Source organism: Nostoc sp., assembly GCF_036917435.1.
Taxonomy (GTDB): domain Bacteria; phylum Cyanobacteriota; class Cyanobacteriia; order Cyanobacteriales; family Nostocaceae; genus Nostoc.
The window spans coordinates 65,438-85,691 of record NZ_JBALDM010000002.1 but is presented as its reverse complement, the minus strand read 5'-3'; the positions used below and the strand labels follow the sequence as shown (position 1 = coordinate 85,691).

Here is a 20,254-nt window from a genome sequence, read left to right as displayed (position 1 = left end):
TTTTTCGTTGTAAAGCAACTATACCCCAACTCTAAAGTTATGATTAATATATTTTTCCTCCTCATACTATTTTCTTCCCTTCTAGGGCGGGTTAAATTTCCGGGAATAAATATTGGTATTCATTATTTATTACTTCCTGTATTTAGCTTTGGAATAATTATTTTATCTTTAAAATCTATACCAGAAGTTGTTAAGAAGCATAAAAATATTTTGATATCTATAAGCCTGATGTATTTATGGATGTGGTTATCGTCATTAATCAGCCAATTCCCAACTATTGCTATTGCTTGTAGTATAAAATACTCAACTTACTTTATATTGTTTTTCGCTTTTTTGGTGTTAACTTTTAGAAATATAAAAACACCATTTTTAACGTTCTACTATCGTTGGATATTGTACTTATTACAAATAATTGCAGTTTTGGGTTTTATAGAAGCTTTATTTCCAAAGTGCTGGATTTTTAAGTTATTAAAATTCCCTAGTTTTTATCCCGAGATTGGTTCAATTATGCAAAACCCCAATCAGTTTGGGGTAATAGTCGCTATTGGTTTATGTTTAAGCTTGATTTTAGAAAAACAGAATAAGATTTCTAAAATTGAATTACATGTAAGTGAATTAATTTTTATAATTTCTCTAGCTTTATCTGCTAGTGGAAATGGTTGGGTAATTTTAATACTAAGTATATTTCTTTTATTTGCATATAGAATTATTAGTATTAGAAAAATGATTTATATAATTAGTTTGTTATTTTTATGCATTTTAACCATACCAATTTCTACAGAGAGAATTGGTTTGACAGATAGTAAAATATTTCCACTAATTAATATATTTTTAGAAAATCCACATTTAAAAAATTCAAATTTAGTAAATCCAAGTGTAAAAATGCCTCCTAATATTGTAGGAACAGGATTTTCAAGATTTGCAATGTGGCAGGCAGCTATTAACGAAACTATTAAAAGGCCACTTACTGGTATTGGCATAGGAGTTTTTCCAGAAACGATAGGAATAAAAGTTTGGGGACATAAAGGTTATCACGCACATAATATATTTTTAAATGTGTTAGTAGAACAAGGAGTTCCTGGATTATTGTTATTTACTAATTTTTTAACAAAGATAGCACTTCAAATCAAGTATGCTAATCCTCTAATTACTGTGCCACTGATTATGTTTTTAGTATCTCAAATCCCAGATGTTTTTACTGAAGACTATACTTTTACAACGATTGAGTTTTATTTTATAGCAGCAGCTATAAATTCTCGAAATAATTTAGTCATGCAATCAAACCCTGAAATTATTTACGATGTTCAAGAAGCCTAAGATTGATAAACATCATTTTTACTTAATATTTCCGAATATATTTGATTTTAAAGGAGGTATTCAAGTTTACTCAATATTTCTGCTGAAGGCTTTACAAAATCTATATCCTGAAGGTGAGTATAATGTGTTTCTCAAGTATGATAAGCACAATTTAAGACGGCCACAAAACTTGCAGTTTTTAACTTCAACAATATTTCATTATTTTGGAGATTTGCCAAGATTACTGCAACCCATTTTATTTGCCACCAAAATAATTCTTTCGGCTATTTTTATACGTCCGACTGTAGTAATCTCAACTCATGTTAACTATGCCATTGCTTGTTATGTTCTAAAACTCCTGACTGGAACTCCTTACTGGGTAGTTGCTCATGGCTTAGAAGTTTGGGATATTCAAAATAATGTTACAAAATTAGCATTAAAAAAAGCAGATAAAATAGTTAGTGTTAGTAATTACACTCGTCATCGTTTGCTTGAAGACATAAGTATTGATTCAGATAAAATAGTAATTTTGCCTAATACGTTTGATGCAAATAAATTTAAAATAAATCCGAAACCTCCCTACTTACTGGAACGATATAACTTAACAAGTGAACAGCCTGTAATTCTAACAGTAACACGCATGGGACGCATGGCAAAATACAAAGGTTATGACCAAATTCTTCAGGCATTAATTAAAGTCCGCTTGCATATCCCTAATGTTCGCTTTATTCTTGCAGGTAAAGGGGATGATTTACCTCGAATTAATGCTTTAGTTTCCAGCTTAAATTTACAAGATTGTGTAACTATTGCAGGGTTTATACCAGATGAAGAATTGTGTGCTTATTACAATCTCTGTGATGTTTTTGCTTTGCCTAGTAAAGGAGAAGGCTTTGGTATTGTTTATCTAGAAGCTTTAGCTTGTGGTAAACCTGTGTTAGCGGGTAATGGAGATGGTTCTATAGATCCGTTAGCTGAGGGCGAGTTAGGATGTTTAGTTCACCCTGATAATGTAGAGGAAATTGCTGATAATCTAATTCAAATTCTACAAGGTAATTGTTCTAACCCAGTAGTTTACCAAGCAGAATACTTGCAAAAAAGAACTATTGAAGCTTTTGATTTTAGTCATTTTAATGCAACTTTGGCAAAGTTAATTAGTGGACATTAATTACAATTAAAAAACATTTTTTGTATACATTTAGTTAGTTTTCAAAAAAGGGAAGATTCAATATTTATTTGTTAATTGCACCCCTAACTAAAATTACTGTACTTTCTACACCAGATGCGATCGCTTCTGGAATATTACCTTGAATCGCCTGCTGCAATAATCCTTCGCGGGAAGCTCCTAAAACTACAACATCGTAACCTTCGGTTTTCACTAGGTTAATCACACCTTCAGCGACTGAATCAGCTTGCACTGGGAGAGCAACTACAGTACTGGATATTTTTCGCCGCCGCATCAAGTGGCGAATAGCTTGTTCTGAAATTGACATATCCGGCTTGAGTTCAGACGGATTAAACACCTGTGTTAAACGAATTTGCGGATTGTTTCCCAATGTAATTAAAGCAGGTAACAACTTAATCGCTAACGGGGAATTGGGGCCACCAGCCATTGGAACTAGCCAGCGATTGAACTGGGGAGTAGGGATTGGGGATTGGGGAGTGGGGACTGGGGATTGGGGGGGTTTGCCTAATTTTACTAATACAACTTCGCAGGTAGCTTGGCGAATTACGGTGTCTACAACGCTGCCAAAAATCCGACCAGGGGTAGATGTGTTACCTTTCCATCCCATTAAGATTAGATCGATATGTTGTTCCTTGATTGTCTCCAAAATTGCCTGGGCGACATCGTGAGTAACTCGAATCTGCGTGTGTAAAGGAATTTTCCACTTTTTTGCTAAAACTTCCGCCTGTCGTAGCAAGCGGCGACTTTTTGCGGTTCTTACCTCTGTTTCCGACGGGGAACTGTGGCGGGGTATGAGCATCACTTGCACGCAATCTATTTCATAATGGCGATCGCGGGCAATAGCTGCTGCCATAAGTAATAAAATACCTGCGGTTTCGGGATTAGCTACTGGGACTAATAATCTACCGCTACCAGTGCTAGGCGATCGCGTTTGGTAAACTACATAAGAAGGTTGTGGCCGCACTCCAGGAGTGCCATTGTTACCATTAAGATGATCTGCTTCGGCGCGAATAATATCTCCACGGGTAATAATTCCGATCAGTTTCCGTCCATCTACCACTGGTAAGCGACTGATTTGATAGCGATCTAGTAAATACAGCACATTGCCCAGAGTGTGGATTGGTGTCACTGTCATCGGGACAGGTGTCATTATTTCTTTTAAACAAATATCATTGGCTAAATTGCGATCGCGAATTTTCAACAAATCTGATTGCGTGACAATCCCCACCAGCTTGCTATCTTCTACCACGGGGAAGCCGCGATGATGGGAACGGGCAAAAGCTTGCATTGCTTCATCCAAAGGCATCTCTGCATCCAGAGTTTCTACCTGTTGTTGCATCACATCTTTGGCTGTTAACTTTGTGATTATCCCCTCTGTAGGAGATTCTTTTTGGAGCGTGATGCCATTCCACTCCAAAAGTTTATCGTATAGCGATCCTGGCACTAGCTTTTCGGCAACTAGATAGGATGTTACAGAGCCAATCATTAAGGGCAACACCAGGTTGAAATCTGTAGTCATTTCAAACACAATTATGATCCCCGTAATTGGGACTCTGGCGACTGCCGTAAAAAATGCGCCCATTCCTGCCAAAGCAAAGGTAATTGGCAATCCACTCTGTATCCCCAGAGGAAGCAGCAGGCTGTGTTCTCCGATACCGACCAAGTAGCCAAGGGCAGCCCCCAGAGTTAAAGCGGGAGCGAATAATCCTCCTGGTACACCAGAGCCATAAGCTACCAAGGTTAGGATAAACTGGGAGATAAAGGCGATCGCAGCTATTGACCAGCTAGCCTCACCCGTAATTAAGATTTCCCGCAATCCCGTGTTATCTCGAAATGCTAGCGGTAACATCGCCACAATCATCCCAGATACTAGCCCAGCGAGTCCCACACGAGCAGGTAATCCAAAACGGAGAGAGCGGCGGTAAACAGTTAAGCTACCGATAATGCCTCGATTAAATAGCGCTCCCAGCAACCCAGCCAAAATCCCCAACACCAAATAGAAAGGAATATCTTGAACAAAAAAGTTGGTCTTGGAAGCAGTTAATGCCAGATTGAGATCCAGACTGCGGCCACCTAATACACGCGAGACGACTGCACCAATAAAGGAGGCCAGAATTGCAGTACCAAGGGTAAAGCCAGAGAAATCCTGTAGAAGTTCTTCTACCACAAATAGTACACCTGCGATCGGCGTATTGAAAGCAGCCGCTAATCCGGCTCCTGCGCCGGCAGCAATCAACTGGCGGCGGTGATCTGGCGAAGTCGGAAACCACCGACTGAGTTGAGATGCTAGGGCTGCACTCAACTGAACTGTTGGCCCTTCTCGCCCTAAAGCTAGCCCAGAACCCAATGCCAGAATCCCGCCTACTAGCTTAACCAAAGCAACCCGTAAATCTAGAGCAATTGGTACATTGGCCAGCACTGCCTTGACTTGAGGAATACCGCTTCCAGAAGTTTCTGGTGCTACACGTTCCACCAACCATCCGGCGAGTAATCCACAGGTGAGGCCGATACCAGGTAGCACAAACCAAGCTGGTAGTAGTAATGATGTCTGCACTCGCCATGCACCTAGCCAGCCTACGCCCGATTTCAGTAAGACTGCTCCAAGAGCCGAAACTAAGCCAATTAGACAAGCTTCAAAGATGGCTAAACGACGTTGTGGCCGCAGCAGTTGTCGAAAGTGTTGGAGGATGGATAGATGCCACATAATATCCAAGATATTGTGTTATTGAATTATATTATTGGGTATGGTTAGGACTTAAGCACCAAGATTACTTGTTGAAACTTTGTGTAGGATGTAGTACCTGCTCCGTGCCTTCTTTAATTGCTTCTCCCTGTGGTGGATAGCCCTTCTACTATTAGAGATGGAGTATAACAAGAACCATTCCAATCACCATCGTTGCCCAGTGTAACCAATTGCTTAAGGGCTGTGTAAACATTACCTGCAACCATAGTATCCTTAACGCGCCCAATTACATGACCATTTTGGACGCGGTAGCCTAAATCAACGTTGATTGAAAAATCTCCAGAAATACTGCTGCCATCACCCAGCATTTGATCGACAATCAAGCCATCATCAAGTTGTTGAATTAAATCTGGTAGGGATGTCGAACCTGGCTGGATCAGAAAATTAAATAAGCCAGGAGTAGGATAGCTACCCAAACCAGGGCGAAAACCATTTCCAGTAGTGTCAGTACCGAGTTGACGACCGGTGGTGCGATCGCCATAAAAATGCTGTAAAGTCCCGTTTTGGATAAATACTAAAGATTGAGTCGGAGTCCCTTCATCATCAAAAGGGCAACTGTAAGGGCCAGCTTCTGGATCTTGGTAGAGGGTGAGACTGGGTGCAACTACTGCTTTACCTAAACGTTCTGTCCAAGGTGAAGCTACTTCTAAGACTCGCTTGCCATTCAAAGCGGCTTGCACAGTACCCCAAAGCATATCGGCGGCTTTAGAAGTAAACAAAATCGGGACACGACCGGTAGGGGGTGAGACATTTTCTCTAGCCCAAATTAACCGTTGTAAAATTTGGTTAGCTAATCTCTCAGGGTGGAGTTCCCCCCGCTTGGTTTGACCATCAGCAACACTTAAGAAGTCATCGCCACGTACCCATTCTGCTGATACATAGCAGTTGAGAGTAGTATCAGTATAGTGACAATCTAAACCTTTAGTATTGACTATTCTGGTAGTTTCAATATCACATTCCCAGTCACCATTACACACAACATCGGGATAGACATCACGAATGAGTGCGATCGCTTCTTTGCCCCAGTCTACCAAAATCTCTATCGGTACACTTTCCCCTAAATCTGGGTAAGAGGGCTGAAAGTTAGAGCCTAATTCTACAGTTTCCGGTTCATTCAGTTGACTTAATGCCAGAGCTTTTTCCACCATGACTTCGGCTAAGACAGAACCGTAAGCTACCGTCAGTCCCGGACAACCGTTTCGCCAAAGCCTGAGTGCTGTACCTTCAGACTGGTTGGTTTCTAGCTGTTTGAGTCGGTTTGCCTCAAAAAACACTGGACGAGAAAGCGATCGCGACTGATACACCTCAGCAGCTTCTGCTCCAGATTTTATAGCTAGTTCCAGCAACTGTTCGGCTAGTGTATCTTGTGACAAAATTTCAGAACCCATGACCCTTAGTGAATGGTGGATTTTGAATCGTATATCAGCGCACATTGGAGAAAGTGCGATCGCTAAAAGCCTGCGATCGGGCTTTCTGCTAATGGACGCAGACAACTATCCAAAAATCATCAGCATTTCCTTACAGTTACCATTTGAAACCGCAAATCAACATTGATGGACGCAGTTAATTATCCCAAATCATTGTCATGTCTCAACGGATCTCGTCATTTGTCATTGGTCATTTGTCATTTGTCATTTGTCATTCCCAATGGCCGATGCCCCATGCCCCATGCCCCATGCCCAATTCCCAATTCCCCATGCCCAATTTCAAAGATTAACCTCTTGTAACAGCCAAAAACCAGCAAAAGATTGTGCTTTGGGATCGGACTGGACACCAATAAAATGCACTCCGTTAGCTTTTTGCTTGGCTTCCTCAAAACCTTTAGCCTCTGTTAAGAGTTGAGGTTTTTTGAGATTTGCCACAATCCAGCTTTCATTTACACCAGTTTCTAAAAGCAATCTTGCCTCTTCGCTGGTGTCAAATCTCAAAAAAGCCAACTCCAAACCAGACATCCAGCCAGCCAAGGGTAACGCTCTCGGTGAGAAAATCAAAATACCAGGAATCCGGGCTTCGGGTGAAACTTTCGCCAACTCTAAAGGAAAAGCTTCACTAAAACCAATTTCCCACTCTGGCATATCAGCAAAATCCGCAGCATCTAAAGTCACAAATACCCACTGTTGCCCTTCCAAAGCATCTGGTAAACGTTGCGGCAAAGGTTTCTCCAAGCGGACTGAGGGATTAGTTCCCCCTTGATACCCTGGTTCTTGAGGATACACTTCTTCCATGCGCTGTTCTAACCATTGATTAAGAACCAAAGTGCGGCGGCTAGGCTGGGCGGGAATGCCTATATCTTGGCAGGCTTTAGTAATCATGTTGTTCATTTGGCGGCGGAAAAAGCGGATTTTAATTGGTGCTTTTCCAGCTTGGTTAATAGCCTCTTGCAATGCTGTCCGCAACCAGCCCGAATTTACCTGGTTACTGGGACAATATTGAGCATAGCGAAACAAAGAATCTGGTTTGGTGCTGATATCTAAGGGGCTTTCGCAGACTAAGACTTCCCAAATTTTTTTCTGATTATCATCTAAAATCGGACGTGAGTAAAAATCGATTTCCCAAATACTGCCCATGTTTTGCTATAAAAATCTGGCTGTTATGTTTTCCTGATATGTAGATCATACGGGTGTTGGGGCAGCATTGGGCATTGGGAATTGGGAATTGGGATTAACGAGTATCTGAGGTGGATGTTTTAAATTTTACCTCTTCACTATCTCTCTTGTTTTTCATTAGGCGATCGCTCTGAGAGTAGTTTTTTATCTCCATAATATACAGGAATTACCCAAACGATATAGTAATCCGGTTTGATTTTTAAAACAAATCGCTATCTTTAAGGTGCATATAGCGTCGGTTGAGTGAGATACACCCGTAGGGGCACAGCAGTGCTGTGCCCTTACACTTCGCTATTAATGTTGGTACTGCATCTGAATAGGAACCGCTATACAGCGCTTGCGGCTATTATGCAATACAGTTTTCCTCTTGCCCCTCTCCTATCATAGCTTTCAGCTTTGAGGATGTACCTCATAGCTGCCGTAAGTGCTGTAACGCTCCACTAACAAAACGCCGGTCTATTTCAAAAATCAAATAGTAGCCCAATAGTAATTTTTTCTCCAGAAATCATCAATACCTAAGTAGGTGAATATACAAAAAAATATGCCTAGCAAGTTCAATTACATAAGTATTAAATATGAATATTCACAACTAAAATTTATCAAAAATTCTACCAGTAAAAAACAAAATAGTCTTGATTTGTTTACACATCATACTTTTCTAATCCTTGCCAGACAAAATATTTCTTTAACTAAGAATGATTAACATACTTATTTCTGTTGTATCTAAGTTGAATCTTGTTTACGTGTTACTAGCTATAAAATACTAAAAAATGATTTAAAATGTCTATATTTTGGATAAACTACCATCCAATAAAAATCAGAGTTATTCCTCATGTTCTAGTATAAAAAGGCAGTTTATAGTCGTAGAAAGCAAAAAAATAAAGAGCATTAATGTTGTTTCGATCCATCCTGATGTCTTTAACCTGTCTAGCTATTGCAAGTAGTAATGCCAATACAGAAGTTAAAGTACCAACAAATATCAATTCTTTAGAATCATCTGAGAATCTCAAAAATCGGGCAGATAAATTAGCATCGGTTACTGGAGAGAAAATCAATAGTTCTAATACTATAGAATCCCTTGTAACTGGCGAAACAAATAATTCTGCGTTCCGCGAAATCTCTATGTCTGATATGTCACAAATCACAACTATTCAGGAGTTAAATAAGGATAACAAAAAGTCACAAAGAGTATCAACCGAACTGGGGTATCAGAGGAATAGTAACTACATGACTCTAACGCCAACAAGACAGGTAAATTCACTAGGAAATCCTCTTTATGAATTGAGCTTGTTCGCAAATGGCCAGTTAGTTGGTAGATACATAAGCGTATCTGGTAGAGCGTATACCCAGGACAGAGATCGTAACCGTTCTGGAACAGAAGCACCGTTACCTGACGGAAGATACAAAGTTGCTACAGCAACTTCTCGCGGCTCAATTCCTGAAGCAGGCGATCGCTTTCTTCCTATACAGCCCTTATTTGGTACTGGGCGTTCTTCTTTGGGTATTCATTACGATCCGTCATTTAACCAAAACAATGGTGAAGATGGGACATCAGGATGTGTGGCATTAACAAACCGTGAGGATTTGAGTCAGGTATTGGACTACGTACATATTTACAGACCTCAATTTCTTGATGTTGCCATTCGCTAATTTTCTATTTTTTTGATTCAATTTCAAAATTCGTTTTTTATAAAAGGAGTATCAATCATGTTTAAGGCTTTCCTTGTAGGTGGATTAATTCTCACTGCGATATTACCAGCAGCAGCAGAAGAAGTTGGGCCCGGTTTTGGTGGTAGAAATTACGTATCTAATGAAGGTTATAATGCTCATGTTTGTACGAATGACTCCGATGGTAGTGTCTCAGTACGTTCAGGGCCTGGAAAGGGTAATAGCAAGATTTTAGAACTTTCCAACAAGACGAATATTAGCGTGCTAGATCGTCAAAATGGTCGAGATGGTTTCACTTGGTTTAGAGTCAGAAGAGGTGAAATAACTGGCTGGGCTCGTGCTGATTATATCTGTGATGGCAGTTTAGCATTTAGAGACTAATTCTTTTGTTAGTAACGAGGTGTTATATAGTCTCTAAAGTCGCCATAACTTTACTAGACAATTAAATCTTTATAATCGCCATCTTTAATACTGCAAAAATCATGTCTCAGGTACTACCTGGGACATAATTTTTTGGAGGTTTTATTTCTCTGCAATTAGAATGAGCAAAGCTTCTTCTAATTATGTTGTGAGATGGAGTTTTATCACAAGTAATAAGTAGGTAAGCGTAATTAAATATAAGATCAAACCTCACCCTCAATCCCTCTCCAAAGTATCGGAGAGGGAAGCCGGAGGCAGGGTGAGGTTTTATATTTAATTTGACCCACTTACTTACCAAGTTGTGATAGATCCAAGAAGATGGTTCTACACGCTTGGCAAGTTGGCAGTAAGTAGAAAAATGCTGGATTGCTTATAGCGTTTCTCGACAAGCGTGAGGTACACCGGTAGGGGCACAGCATTGCTGTGCCCTTACACCAAGCGATATAATTCTATACCGCATTTGAATGGGAACCGCCATATAATCGAAAGATTTTTTCAGTTGCGATCCAGTTAATATTTTGACAATTTAGAAAAGCCTTTAATTCCCCCGATTGATCCAAACGCCTCTGAGTCCGGCTGCTTTGGCTGCGTGGTAATCTTCTACAATGCTATCGCCAATATGCCATGCTGCCTCTGGGGAACATTTATGTTTATCTAAAGCAATGGCAAAAATTTGAGGATCGGGTTTAGCTGCACGTACCTGGGTAGAAATGGTGACGGAGGTAAAAAACTCTCTTAATCCCAAACTTTGCAATACAGAATAAATCCGCGAATCAAAATTGGACAGCACACCTAAAGTAACTCCCAACCGCCGCCAGTTAATTAAAGCTGGTAAGACATCAGGATAGACAAACCACGGTTCGCCAGTGCCAAAGTGGATATAAAGTTCGCTAAAAAAAGCCGAAAAGTCAGAAAATTCCTTGAGAACACCTGCACTTTCAAAAGTGTTCAGCGCAATTATCCGCCACCAATCAAACTCGCGCTGGGGAATATCTTGCAGTTCTGCATCTGGAAATATCGGCGGCGGTGCTGCTTTAAAGCTTTGAATGAAGGCTGTATTCAATGTTTCGGCTGGAACCGTAACACCAAATTCCTCAGCTATCTGACTATAAACTTTACCCACGCTGTCTTTAACACCGAAGAGTGTGCCCACAGCATCTAAAAAAATAACTTTCGGTTGTTCCATTAAAGTTTGAAGATTTTGAATTTGTCATTTGTCATTTGTCATTTGTCATTGGTCATTGGTCATTTGTCATTGGTCATTTGTCATTTGTCATTGGTTATGTCTCCCTCATCTCCCCTTTCCCCATGTCCTATGCCCTATGCCCTATGCCCTATGCCCTATGCCCCATGCCCCATGACCAATGCCCAATTTTAATTAAGTTACCGAGAAAGTGTTTCTATGATGGGACGCACTAACCAATTAAAACCAACTTTGAGTTGATGGTCTAAAGTTGGCAATCTATATAAATAAGCCATCCGACGGGCAACGGATGCCAATGGCCCATCTAGTTTAATTCCCAAACCAGTAAGGGTGGCGTTGTCTTTACCCAATGCCATCATTTCTCCTAACTGTTGGTAGTGGAAGGGAAGGAGGGGACGATTAGTGATATTTGCCCAGATATTCCAAGCAGTATAATCAGCTTGTTGAAAAGCGGCTTGTGCTGTGGCGGGGACTTGCTGCCCTTCAATATCATGACAGTCTGCTAAATCTCCTAAAGCAAAGATTTCTGGATGATCGATAACTTGCAGATTGGATGTAGTGATGATTTGACCACGCTGATTTTGCTTGAGGGGAAGAGATTTCACTACGGGCGCAACCCTATTTCCCACAGTCCAAATTACCAAATCTACGGGAATCTTGTCTAACTGGTTTTTGTACTCTAGAGAGATGCTATTTTGCTCTATTAATTGGACTTTGGTTTCTAAATCGACAAATACGCCACGGGCTTCTATTGCTTTTTTTGCTGCTTCCCGATTAAATTCTGGGGAAGTTCGCAGAATTTGATCGGCGATTTCAACGATCCGAAAGCGTCCTCTTTCACCGAGTCTGTCGGCTAACTTACAGGCTAACTCGACACCACTGTAGCCAGCCCCAATAATTGCTATCCGAATTTTCTCAGCATCGGATTCTTCTAAAAATCGCAGGCGTTCTTCTAAACGATAGGCATCAGAGATGGTGCGGAATGTGTAGCCGTAGGCTGTCGCACCAGGGACTAAATCTAGTGGTGTCTCACCTCCTAGTGCTAGCACTAAGCGATCGTAAGGGATTTGTGGCCCTTCTTGTATATTTACCCGTTGCTGGTCGATGTCAATTCCAGAGACGACACCTTGATAAAAACGTACCCCAGTGCCTTGTAAAAGTTCTTCAAAGGGTGGGGCAATTTCCCAGGTTTGCAGTTCGCCAGTGAGTAATTCGTAAAGTAAAGGGGAGAATAGGAAGCGATCGCTTTGATCTACTAAAACAATTTCGGGTTTTTGCGTAGATTCCCAAGGTAACTGGCTTAAGCGCAAGGCTGTATAAAGACCACCAAAGCCTCCGCCAAGGATACAAATTCTAGAAGTTTGTTGAGTCATCGATTTTATCTATAGGAGGATCAATACTAGCTAGGCAACTAACTTTAGTCTAGTCAGTTAAAGCGGACTTTTCAAAATCCCATCAAGTTTTTCAGAGATTAATCATTAGTCTTTTGTCATTTGTCACAGTTATCTAACGGTCGATTCGCTATAGTTAACGGTTAACAGGCAATGGCTAAAAGGAGTTAAAGAGATGGAAATTAAGCCAACTGACCCATCGCTAGCACTCATGGATATTCCCTCTGGCTATCTCAACATTATGGGTTACGTCGATCGATCAGAAGTTAATGGCCCTGGTTGTCGTGCAGTTGTCTGGGTACAAGGTTGTCTCCGTGAGTGTCCCGGCTGCTTTAATACTAACTCCTGGTCATTTGAGGCTAACCAATTGATTGCTGTTGATACTCTTGCCGAAAATATTCTCAGCAATCCCCACAACACTGGTGTAACATTCTCTGGTGGAGAACCTTTTTTGCAAGCAACTGCATTGGCTTTTTTAGCGCGTAAAGTAAAAGCTGCTGGGTTAAATGTAATGTCTTTTTCTGGATTCACTCTCAAGCAACTACAGTCTCAATCTGCGCCACCAGGTTCCCAAGAATTGTTAGAACAACTTGATATTCTGATTGACGGGCCTTTTGTAGAATCTCTGGCAATTAATTCTCCTAACTCTCCAGTTTCTTCTAGTAATCAACGGGTTCGGGTGTTAAATCCGGCTTTTCAAGACCAGATTACTTGGGCTAGCGATCAGATAGAAGTTCACATCCTTAAAGATGGTGGACGTATCGTTACTGGTTATCAAGGGGGGTTGGAACTAACTTAGGGAATTGGGCATTGGGCATTGGGCATAAAAAGTTAAAACTTAAAGATTCAGCCTCAGAAGGTGGAGGTTGACCTTCTGAGGTTCAACATTCACCTTCTGAGGCTCAACGTTCATCTTTTGAAGCTCAACGTTCACCTTCTGAGGCTCAACGTTCATCTTTTGAAGCTCAACTTTCACCTTTTGAGGCTCAACGTTCACTTTCTGAAGCTCAACATTCACCTTCTGAAGCTCAATGTTCACCTTTTGAGGCTCAACTTCCACCTTCTGAAGCTCAATGTTCACCTTTTGAAGTTCAACGTTCACCTTCTGAGGCTCAAATTTTTGCTTTCTGGCTTCATTATCGAAGAGAAACTATAGCGCTTCTCTTTTGAATGCAATATATTTTGATCTCTCTCCAAACCTCTCCCCTACAAGGGGAGAGGCTTTGAATCTCACTCCCCAACGCTAGCAGGGAAGGGGCTGGGGGTTAGGTCTATATTCAATGCAATTGAGAACCGCTATATCGCTATATATGTAAATACAGCTTTGTTTGGGACAGATTACAGTTAATGAAAATACCAGACCGGAATTTGGCTAAACCATTTAAGACAATTTTTACTGAACACCGCGTAATTTGGGCTGTTTTACTCCTTAGTGCAGCACTGTTTGTAACGCTAGTGCTATCGCTTTCTCAAGGAGCAGTACCCTTAAGTATGTCGGAATTTTGGCAAGCCATACTCCACAAAGGCGATCCGGTTAAACAGACAATTCTCTGGGATTTACGTCTCCCGCGCATTACGGCTGCTCTGATTGTTGGCGCGGCTTTGGGAATGTCGGGAGCATTACTGCAAGGGATGTTACGCAATAGTCTTGCCGATCCATTTATCTTGGGCATTTCTGCGGGTGCTGGATTAATTGTGATTGTGATGATTGTGTGGCAAATATTCCCGATCGCAATTCCTCTAGCTGCGTGGATGGGAGCAATTTTGACTTCTGCGATCGTTATTTTACTCGGTCGCGCGGGGTCAGGAATTTCGGTTGAACGGTTGATTTTAGGCGGGGTGGCGGTGAGTTCTTTATTTGGTGCTGTACAAAGTACATTGCTGCTTTTAGCTGAAGACGGCCAAATTCAAATTGCGCTTAGTTGGCTGGTTGGTAGCCTGAATGGACGGGGTTGGCAAGAAATTTCGACGGCTGGCCCGTATATCATCGTTGCATTAATCGGGGGATGCTTACTGGCGCGATCGGTAAATGTGCTGGCTTTGGGTGATGATTTGGCTGTGGGTTTAGGGGTTTCGTTGACGCGATCGCGCTTGTTAATTGGTGGTGTCGCCACTCTCTTAGCCGCAGGTGCAGTCAGCATTAGTGGCTTGATTGGATTTGTTGGTCTTGTTGTCCCTCACGGTGTCCGCCTCATTGTTGGTACAGATCATCGCTTTGTTTTGCCACTTTCCGCCCTTGCAGGTGCATGGTTACTGACTTTTGCAGATTTACTCTCTAGATTAGGAGCAGTAGAATTACCTGTAGGTTCTGTCACCGCGTTGCTGGGTTCACCGCTATTTATCTGGTTACTTTATCGTCGCTCTACTGGGTTTAATAAATTTTGATTTTTGCAAGCCGCACACTCATGACTTGAAGTCACGAGTTAAGCGCTCCATGTTCTGGTAAAATATATGCATAGCGAAAACCAAGCTTTATCTGAACCACGACAACTAAAGATATGGGGTTCTACTGAGAAATAGATACTTTTGTATCGCTCCTCTGGTAGGTAAAATCTTTAAGGTACTGAGGTTAAACATACTTTCTAGTACTTGTTTAAGAGTCGCCGTCGGTGCTAGGGAGACTTTAAAAATGCCCGTGGAGAACTTGTAAGTCCTGGAGCAATCCAGGTGGAGATCGTTGAAGCAGGAATCGCATGACTAAAAGTCACGCGAGGTTCAATAACCGGAGATTATATAACGAAAATTCACCGTGTCCAGATCCCCGACTTCTTTAAGAAGTCGGGGATCTAACTTTTCATTCACTTGCATTTATGCCAATTACCCCTGCAACTATTAAGGCAATTGACAAAAGCTTGATAATTGTGGCAGACTCACGAAACCAAATAATACCAATGAGCGCAATTAGGACAGTTCCTAATCCAGCCCAGACGGAATACGCCACACTTACTTCGATTCTCTTGAGAGCAAGGGTCAAACAACTAAAACAAAGTCCATAGAAAACAAATATTAAAACTGAAGGCACTAATTTAGTAAATCCTTGTGATAGCTTCATACAAGTTGTGCCTGAAACCTCAAAAAGGATTGCGGCTATGAGGTAAATCCAACTGATTGGCATATCTTTTCTGAGGTTTTTGTTAGTCGTCTTTTATTATCTCTATGAAAGTAATAAAATACAACTGGGTTGCTTAATATGATTGATTAAAAGAATACTCTAAATAACATAATTAATCTCCCTGAGTTCATTGATAAATCTAATTCGTTCTAATTAATATAGGACTAGTATTTGATTTTTGAAATCCTCGTAGGGTGCGTTAGCGTAGCGTAACGCACCATAAGCTTGGGATGGTGCGTTACGACGTTCCGTCTAACACACCCTACAGATACTTATATTTTTTCAATAATCAAATATGATTCCTATATTAGTTTCATAACTTATAATTCTTGTTTGTATATAATAATATCTTTATAGATTACAAGTCTTTTTTCTCGAATTTACCGAACCTTTTATAAAGATGGCATCTTGAATCTGACGCTACCCAAAGCTGAAGAAAAAAAGAACAAAGTCGTCAAAGTTAATCTAGCATCATCTGGCTAATTTCCTCATATCTGCTAGCTATTTATTAAACGAAATAAAAAGCGCTCCTTTTTGGAGAGCGCTTTTTAGTATAAATTACTTAGCTCATACAGCTTTCTTAGGAAAGTGCAAAGTTTTAAATCTTCTAGAGTGTGTTATTGCCGAAAGTATGACATAATCCCAGATTTTAGGTGCGCTAGAACGAATGTTCTAATGCACCCTAAAAAACTTGCTCTTTTCTTAGTTAACCGTTAAGCTCATCTTCTTGATGAGTTTGGATTACACAGTCAGAAGTGGGCTTGGCAACGCAGGTAAGAACCCATCCCGCATCTATTTGATCGTCGTCTAAGAAGTTTTGATCTGATTGGTCAACTGTACCTGAAATCAGCTTACCAGCGCAGGTTGAGCAAGAACCAGCATTACAGGAGTAAGGCAAGTCCATCTCATTATCTTCGTTAGCAATCTCTAGAATGTAATCATCATCAGAAACTTCAATTGTTTTTTCTTCATCTGGAGTCTTTAGTGTGACTTTATAAGTTGCCATGTAACAATCCCTAGTTAAATGTGAACTACATTGTTGATCCTACGGGTTTATGTGCTGCGAGTCTAGAGTTAAATGTGGTTGATTGCTCTACATCCTGAAGCGCTTAGTGGGAATTGGAAGTGAGAGTAAAAAATTCTGCGATCGCTTCAGCAAATCCCCCAAATGAACTATAATCCCTGGACACGATGCAGACATTCATACCCAACTTCCGCGCATTGGCAGTTGTATAAGGGCCAAAACAATCTAAATTTTTATTCATTTGAGCTTCAGAACTCGGAACTGTCAGAATTTGCTTTCCAAAGTTGGGTTGACTGATATTTTGCAGCATTCTCAATTATCCCAATCTGGCTAAAAACTATAGCGGTTCTCATTCAGATGCAGTACAACATTAATTGCGAAGGGCACGGCACTGCCGTGCCCCTACTGGTGTACCTCACTCAACCGAGAACCGCTATATTGTCAGCCAACTGATTTTACTTTGACATGCGGAAAAATTGTATAACATGGCAAACACAATATTAACATCACTGCTGAATTAACAAAGGTAGCTGCTATATGAACATTTTAATGCTCTCTTCCACCTTTCCTTACCCACCAACACGCGGGGGAACCCAAGTTAGGACATTTAATTTACTTAAATATCTGAGTCAACGCCATAGTATTACCCTCGTAACTCAACGCGAGGGCGATGTGATAGATGCAGAAGTAGCAGGATTACGCGATTGTGTAGATCATCTAGCTATTTTTGAACGCCCGCCAGATTCGGGAAACACCGGAATATTGCAGAAAGTACAGCGATTTGGTAGATTTTTGCAACAGGGGACACCGCCCAGCGTACTTAATCGCTATTCAGTTGAGATGCAAACATGGATTGATAACTGGGTGGAAGCAGGGAAATGCGATGTAATCACCTCCGAACATAGTGTCAATGAAATTTATATACAATCGCATTTTCAGAAACAGCTAAAAACTATAGTCAATGTTCACAGTTCTGTTTACGCTACCTGTCGGAACCAATTAACAACAGGCATTTCAGAAAATTCCCTCAGAGACAAAATTAATCTGCCTCTTTTGCGTCGTTATGAGCAAAACTACTGTGCTAAATTTTCGGCAATTGTAGCAACAACAGAAGAAGATAAAATTCAACTACAAGAGTTTAATCCCAATAGTGAAATTACTGTTATTCCCAATGGCGTAGATTTAGTTTCTTTCCCCAACCGTACCACCGATCCCAATGGACATCGGTTAATTTTTATCGGTGCAATGGATAATTTAGCAAACATTGATGCTGTCTGCTTTTTCAGCAACGAAGTTTTGCCAGAAATCCAAAAACTTTATCCTGATACAACTTTCGATATTGTTGGTTCTCATCCGGTACAAGAAGTTTTAGCACTTGATCGCAAACCAGGAGTTAATGTAATTGGGCGTGTGCCTTCGATGGTTGAATATTTACATAAATCTACCATCTGCGTTGTCTCCATGCGGACTGGCTTTGGTATTAAAAATAAAACTTTAGAAGCAATGGCCGCGGGTGTACCGATAGTGGCTAGCGATCGCGGCTTAGAAGGATTAGCTGTAGATGTTGCTAGTCATCCATTACGAGCATTAAGAGCGAATAAACCGGCAGAGTACATCACCGCTATTAGTCAATTATTTGATCATCCACATCTGCGTTCACAATTGTCTCACAACGGCAGGCAACTAGTAGAAACACAATTTACTTGGGATATGGCTGGTAAAAGCTATGAACAAGTTTGTCTCGCACAGAGATAAATTAAATCACTGAATTCTTAGCTAAAATTCCTCAATCTTGATCATCAAGCTCAAGTTTATTGTCTATCCATCTCTCAATTATGTCCCTTAATTCATTTTGCCAATTAGTTAATTAATGTTATTTTTTGTCGATGTGGGACAAATGTATGTAGAGAGGTTGCATTGCAACCTCTCTACATTAGTAGTGCAAATTATCTTATCTAAATCAGATTGGTTGTTAATTAGCTTGTAAAGAAACACATCAATTATGATCAAACCTAGTCGAAGCACCTAACACAAGTAATTTCTTATGCTTACGTTTATTCTTATTTTTGAGAGTAGTCAAATAATTCTCAACGTAGCGAAAAGCGGCTGCACCGTCGTAATCTGCAATAGCTATAGCTTGTAAGAAAACCTTTGAAGGAATTTCAAACCCTAAAAATTTTTCTGTTAAAATCAACAAATCTTTATCTGTCGCGGGAAAAGTGGTTTCTTCAGTCTCTTCTGGATCAGAAAAGATATCTTCAATTAATGCTCTGTACACTTTGTACCTCCCCAAATGCATAAGATGCAAAGCCTGTGATAAAGTTTAGTTGCTGATCGCGAGTTTGTAAGTTAACTGGGAGTTCAGTACCAGAACATCCTATTTCCCGTAAAATCTCCAAACAATAAGCACTGAGTTGAGTGTATGGAGATTGCTCCAATTCTTGAGCTACCTCTAGAGCCATCTCCAGATTGACTTGGATAAACGTCGTTACAGGGTTGGTCATAAACACGCCCTAATAAACTGGATGCTCTAAGTTTTGATCACAAGTACAAATAGCGTAACGGTGTTTTTGCTGAATTTATGAAGACGGGAAAATAAAGTATCAGCGCATTTGCGGTAGTATTCCGAAATTATGTAAAGAAGAGAAGGCTGAAAAGTTAGCAATTTCGGGCTGGGTGCGATCGCGTCTATTGGTGTCAACTTAAGCTAAAAGTCTTTTCAAATCTCGTTTCCAGCCTCTTCCTGGAAATGCAGATCAATTGCGGCTCTACCGCCAGCAAGGGAGGCGGAGCCTCTAAAACGGCATTCCCAGCCGGAGACTGACTGGGAAGACTGGGAACGAGACAAGGTTTTCATGCTAAGTTGACACCAATGGATCGCGTCGTACCCCTTCCCTACAGGATGCTCCTCGGACGGTGAACCAAGCTACGCCTAGCGATCGCACCAAAAGACATTAGGAACGTGGATTAAATAAAATGTACTTTATCCTGTCTCTAGCTTCCCTCTCTTTTATAAGGAGAGGGATTGAGGGTGAGGTAAGCCAGAAACATAAACTGTATGTTATTTAATTCTTATTCCTTAGCATATAGCGGTTCTCATTCAGATGCGGTACAAAATAATATCGCTTGGTATAAGGGCACAGTAATGCTGTGCCCCTGCGGGTGTACCTTACTAAGTCGAGAAACGCTATAGTTGGCGGTTCGTTTAATAATTAAGTGCATCTTCAAAACATATTTTATGTTAAACAGAACTTGCAGCAATGCAACTAGGGTAGGGCATACCCAAAGTTAACCCTTGGGGAGGCGACCAAAATAAGGATTATGTTTAGCACTTGAAACATTTATTTTGCCTAATAAATATTATGGTTAATTTGTAGACTGGGTAAGTGTTACAGATATATAAAACGGCACTAGCATTAATTATCTTTATATATATTTCATCAAAAATTTATCGTTTCGATCGTTGAACTTTATGATGCTTCATCATAAGTTTATCATTTGAATCATTGCAAGATGCGAATATTACATAGATCGCATAAATTTTGATATGCAAAAATGTAAAGGTTATAAAATATGTCCATTATTGTTGGTACTCCTAACCATAGGT

General features: G+C 40.6%; 20 protein-coding genes and 2 pseudogenes. 10 read left to right on the top strand and 12 right to left on the bottom strand.

The features are described from left to right. Positions 1 to 39: 39 nt before the first annotated feature. Both V7K98_RS01715 and V7K98_RS01710 read left to right on the top strand, forming a co-directional pair. Complete coding sequence (locus V7K98_RS01715; RefSeq protein ID WP_335018987.1) at positions 40 to 1,317, top strand: O-antigen ligase family protein; 1,278 nt, start codon at positions 40 to 42, stop codon at positions 1,315 to 1,317. Beyond that, a complete protein-coding gene (locus V7K98_RS01710; RefSeq protein WP_335018985.1) occupies positions 1,301 to 2,461 on the top strand; it encodes a glycosyltransferase family 4 protein in 1,161 nt (386 codons plus the stop codon). Before V7K98_RS01715 ends, V7K98_RS01710 begins: the two co-directional genes overlap by 17 nt. 64 nt (positions 2,462 to 2,525) lie before the next feature. Here the strand turns inward: V7K98_RS01710 and V7K98_RS01705 are convergent, their stop codons facing one another. Then, a complete protein-coding gene (locus V7K98_RS01705) occupies positions 2,526 to 5,183 on the bottom strand; it encodes a chloride channel protein (protein WP_335018983.1) in 2,658 nt (885 codons plus the stop codon). Between the two features lie 113 nt (positions 5,184 to 5,296). Then, entirely contained in the window at positions 5,297 to 6,610 is a 1,314-nt protein-coding gene (locus V7K98_RS01700; RefSeq protein WP_335018981.1) for a TldD/PmbA family protein, read from the bottom strand. Here V7K98_RS01700 and V7K98_RS01695 point away from each other — a divergent pair. Next, entirely contained in the window at positions 6,609 to 6,776 is a 168-nt protein-coding gene (locus V7K98_RS01695; protein WP_335018979.1) for a hypothetical protein, read from the top strand. The genes V7K98_RS01700 and V7K98_RS01695 overlap by 2 nt on opposite strands. A gap of 31 nt (positions 6,777 to 6,807) precedes the next feature. Continuing rightward, complete coding sequence (locus V7K98_RS01690; RefSeq protein WP_335018977.1) at positions 6,808 to 6,939, top strand: hypothetical protein; 132 nt, start codon at positions 6,808 to 6,810, stop codon at positions 6,937 to 6,939. On the opposite strand, the gene V7K98_RS01685 is transcribed toward V7K98_RS01690, so the two are convergent. Continuing rightward, entirely contained in the window at positions 6,929 to 7,789 is an 861-nt protein-coding gene (locus V7K98_RS01685; RefSeq protein WP_335018975.1) for a Tab2/Atab2 family RNA-binding protein, read from the bottom strand. The genes V7K98_RS01690 and V7K98_RS01685 overlap by 11 nt on opposite strands. Before the next feature lie 930 nt (positions 7,790 to 8,719). On the opposite strand from V7K98_RS01685, the gene V7K98_RS01680 reads away from it, so the two are divergent. Next, positions 8,720 to 9,478 carry a L,D-transpeptidase gene (locus V7K98_RS01680; protein WP_335018973.1) on the top strand — a complete coding sequence of 253 codons (759 nt, stop codon included), beginning with the start codon at positions 8,720 to 8,722 and terminating at the stop codon, positions 9,476 to 9,478. Positions 9,479 to 9,535: 57 nt separating this feature from the next. Next, positions 9,536 to 9,877, top strand: a complete 342-nt coding sequence (locus tag V7K98_RS01675; protein ID WP_335018971.1) for an SH3 domain-containing protein — start codon at positions 9,536 to 9,538, stop codon at positions 9,875 to 9,877. A 577-nt stretch (positions 9,878 to 10,454) separates the two neighbouring features. Here V7K98_RS01675 and V7K98_RS01670 read toward each other — a convergent pair. Beyond that, positions 10,455 to 11,102, bottom strand: a complete 648-nt coding sequence (locus V7K98_RS01670; RefSeq protein ID WP_335018969.1) for an HAD-IA family hydrolase — start codon at positions 11,100 to 11,102, stop codon at positions 10,455 to 10,457. 197 nt (positions 11,103 to 11,299) lie between these two features. Next, entirely contained in the window at positions 11,300 to 12,493 is a 1,194-nt protein-coding gene (locus tag V7K98_RS01665; protein ID WP_335018967.1) for an NAD(P)/FAD-dependent oxidoreductase, read from the bottom strand. 193 nt (positions 12,494 to 12,686) lie between these two features. Here V7K98_RS01665 and V7K98_RS01660 point away from each other — a divergent pair, with 193 nt between their 5' ends. Then, the gene (locus V7K98_RS01660) at positions 12,687 to 13,310 is read left to right on the top strand and encodes a 4Fe-4S single cluster domain-containing protein (RefSeq protein WP_335018965.1); all 624 of its coding nucleotides are present in this window, start codon (positions 12,687 to 12,689) and stop codon (positions 13,308 to 13,310) included. 39 nt (positions 13,311 to 13,349) lie between these two features. Here V7K98_RS01660 and V7K98_RS01655 read toward each other — a convergent pair whose 3' ends face one another. Then, the gene (locus tag V7K98_RS01655; protein ID WP_335018963.1) at positions 13,350 to 13,613 is read right to left on the bottom strand and encodes a hypothetical protein; all 264 of its coding nucleotides are present in this window, start codon (positions 13,611 to 13,613) and stop codon (positions 13,350 to 13,352) included. A 245-nt stretch (positions 13,614 to 13,858) separates the two neighbouring features. On the opposite strand from V7K98_RS01655, the gene V7K98_RS01650 reads away from it, so the two are divergent. Next, positions 13,859 to 14,896 carry a FecCD family ABC transporter permease gene (locus V7K98_RS01650; RefSeq protein WP_335018961.1) on the top strand — a complete coding sequence of 346 codons (1,038 nt, stop codon included), beginning with the start codon at positions 13,859 to 13,861 and terminating at the stop codon, positions 14,894 to 14,896. A gap of 409 nt (positions 14,897 to 15,305) precedes the next feature. Here V7K98_RS01650 and V7K98_RS01645 read toward each other — a convergent pair whose 3' ends face one another. Next, entirely contained in the window at positions 15,306 to 15,626 is a 321-nt protein-coding gene (locus tag V7K98_RS01645; protein WP_335018960.1) for a DMT family transporter, read from the bottom strand. 390 nt (positions 15,627 to 16,016) lie between these two features. Between V7K98_RS01645 and V7K98_RS01640 the strand changes: the two are divergent. Further along, positions 16,017 to 16,106: pseudogene (locus V7K98_RS01640) on the top strand (Hsp20/alpha crystallin family protein); the annotation flags it as partial. A gap of 223 nt (positions 16,107 to 16,329) precedes the next feature. Here the strand turns inward: V7K98_RS01640 and V7K98_RS01635 are convergent. Together V7K98_RS01635 and V7K98_RS01630 are read right to left on the bottom strand one after the other, a co-directional pair. After that, on the bottom strand, positions 16,330 to 16,629 hold the full coding sequence (locus V7K98_RS01635) for a 2Fe-2S iron-sulfur cluster-binding protein (protein ID WP_334861900.1): 300 nt from the start codon (positions 16,627 to 16,629) through the stop codon (positions 16,330 to 16,332). Between the two features lie 103 nt (positions 16,630 to 16,732). After that, positions 16,733 to 16,870: pseudogene (locus tag V7K98_RS01630) on the bottom strand (uroporphyrinogen-III synthase); the annotation flags it as partial. 314 nt (positions 16,871 to 17,184) lie between these two features. On the opposite strand from V7K98_RS01630, the gene V7K98_RS01625 reads away from it, so the two are divergent. Then, entirely contained in the window at positions 17,185 to 18,402 is a 1,218-nt protein-coding gene (locus tag V7K98_RS01625) for a glycosyltransferase family 4 protein (protein WP_335018957.1), read from the top strand. Positions 18,403 to 18,643: 241 nt separating this feature from the next. Here the strand turns inward: V7K98_RS01625 and V7K98_RS01620 are convergent, their stop codons facing one another. From V7K98_RS01620 to V7K98_RS01610, 3 genes are all read right to left on the bottom strand, one after another. Continuing rightward, positions 18,644 to 18,925 carry a hypothetical protein gene (locus V7K98_RS01620; protein WP_335018956.1) on the bottom strand — a complete coding sequence of 94 codons (282 nt, stop codon included), beginning with the start codon at positions 18,923 to 18,925 and terminating at the stop codon, positions 18,644 to 18,646. Beyond that, positions 18,906 to 19,151, bottom strand: a complete 246-nt coding sequence (locus V7K98_RS01615; protein ID WP_335018954.1) for a hypothetical protein — start codon at positions 19,149 to 19,151, stop codon at positions 18,906 to 18,908. The genes V7K98_RS01620 and V7K98_RS01615 overlap by 20 nt, the downstream gene beginning before the upstream one ends. 215 nt (positions 19,152 to 19,366) lie before the next feature. Further along, positions 19,367 to 19,504 (bottom strand): hypothetical protein, encoded by a 138-nt coding sequence (locus V7K98_RS01610; protein ID WP_335018952.1) that lies wholly within the window; start codon positions 19,502 to 19,504, stop codon positions 19,367 to 19,369. Positions 19,505 to 20,254: the final 750 nt, after the last annotated feature.

Excerpts from the sequence above, each read along its gene's own strand:
- V7K98_RS01615 (WP_335018954.1), bottom strand. The coding sequence starts at position 19,151 with ATGACCAACCCTGTAACGACGTTTATCCAAGTCAATCTGGAGATGGCT.
- V7K98_RS01650 (WP_335018961.1), top strand. The coding sequence starts at position 13,859 with ATGAAAATACCAGACCGGAATTTGGCTAAACCATTTAAGACAATTTTT.
- V7K98_RS01695 (WP_335018979.1), top strand. The coding sequence starts at position 6,609 with ATGACCCTTAGTGAATGGTGGATTTTGAATCGTATATCAGCGCACATT.
- V7K98_RS01705 (WP_335018983.1), bottom strand. The coding sequence starts at position 5,183 with ATGTGGCATCTATCCATCCTCCAACACTTTCGACAACTGCTGCGGCCA.
- V7K98_RS01665 (WP_335018967.1), bottom strand. The coding sequence starts at position 12,493 with ATGACTCAACAAACTTCTAGAATTTGTATCCTTGGCGGAGGCTTTGGT.
- V7K98_RS01680 (WP_335018973.1), top strand. The coding sequence starts at position 8,720 with ATGTTGTTTCGATCCATCCTGATGTCTTTAACCTGTCTAGCTATTGCA.
- V7K98_RS01675 (WP_335018971.1), top strand. The coding sequence starts at position 9,536 with ATGTTTAAGGCTTTCCTTGTAGGTGGATTAATTCTCACTGCGATATTA.
- V7K98_RS01690 (WP_335018977.1), top strand. The coding sequence starts at position 6,808 with ATGTCTCAACGGATCTCGTCATTTGTCATTGGTCATTTGTCATTTGTC.
- V7K98_RS01670 (WP_335018969.1), bottom strand. The coding sequence starts at position 11,102 with ATGGAACAACCGAAAGTTATTTTTTTAGATGCTGTGGGCACACTCTTC.
- V7K98_RS01625 (WP_335018957.1), top strand. The coding sequence starts at position 17,185 with ATGAACATTTTAATGCTCTCTTCCACCTTTCCTTACCCACCAACACGC.
- V7K98_RS01715 (WP_335018987.1), top strand. The coding sequence starts at position 40 with ATGATTAATATATTTTTCCTCCTCATACTATTTTCTTCCCTTCTAGGG.
- V7K98_RS01685 (WP_335018975.1), bottom strand. The coding sequence starts at position 7,789 with ATGGGCAGTATTTGGGAAATCGATTTTTACTCACGTCCGATTTTAGAT.
- V7K98_RS01645 (WP_335018960.1), bottom strand. The coding sequence starts at position 15,626 with ATGCCAATCAGTTGGATTTACCTCATAGCCGCAATCCTTTTTGAGGTT.
- V7K98_RS01660 (WP_335018965.1), top strand. The coding sequence starts at position 12,687 with ATGGAAATTAAGCCAACTGACCCATCGCTAGCACTCATGGATATTCCC.
- V7K98_RS01710 (WP_335018985.1), top strand. The coding sequence starts at position 1,301 with ATGTTCAAGAAGCCTAAGATTGATAAACATCATTTTTACTTAATATTT.
- V7K98_RS01610 (WP_335018952.1), bottom strand. The coding sequence starts at position 19,504 with ATGAAAACCTTGTCTCGTTCCCAGTCTTCCCAGTCAGTCTCCGGCTGG.
- V7K98_RS01700 (WP_335018981.1), bottom strand. The coding sequence starts at position 6,610 with ATGGGTTCTGAAATTTTGTCACAAGATACACTAGCCGAACAGTTGCTG.
- V7K98_RS01635 (WP_334861900.1), bottom strand. The coding sequence starts at position 16,629 with ATGGCAACTTATAAAGTCACACTAAAGACTCCAGATGAAGAAAAAACA.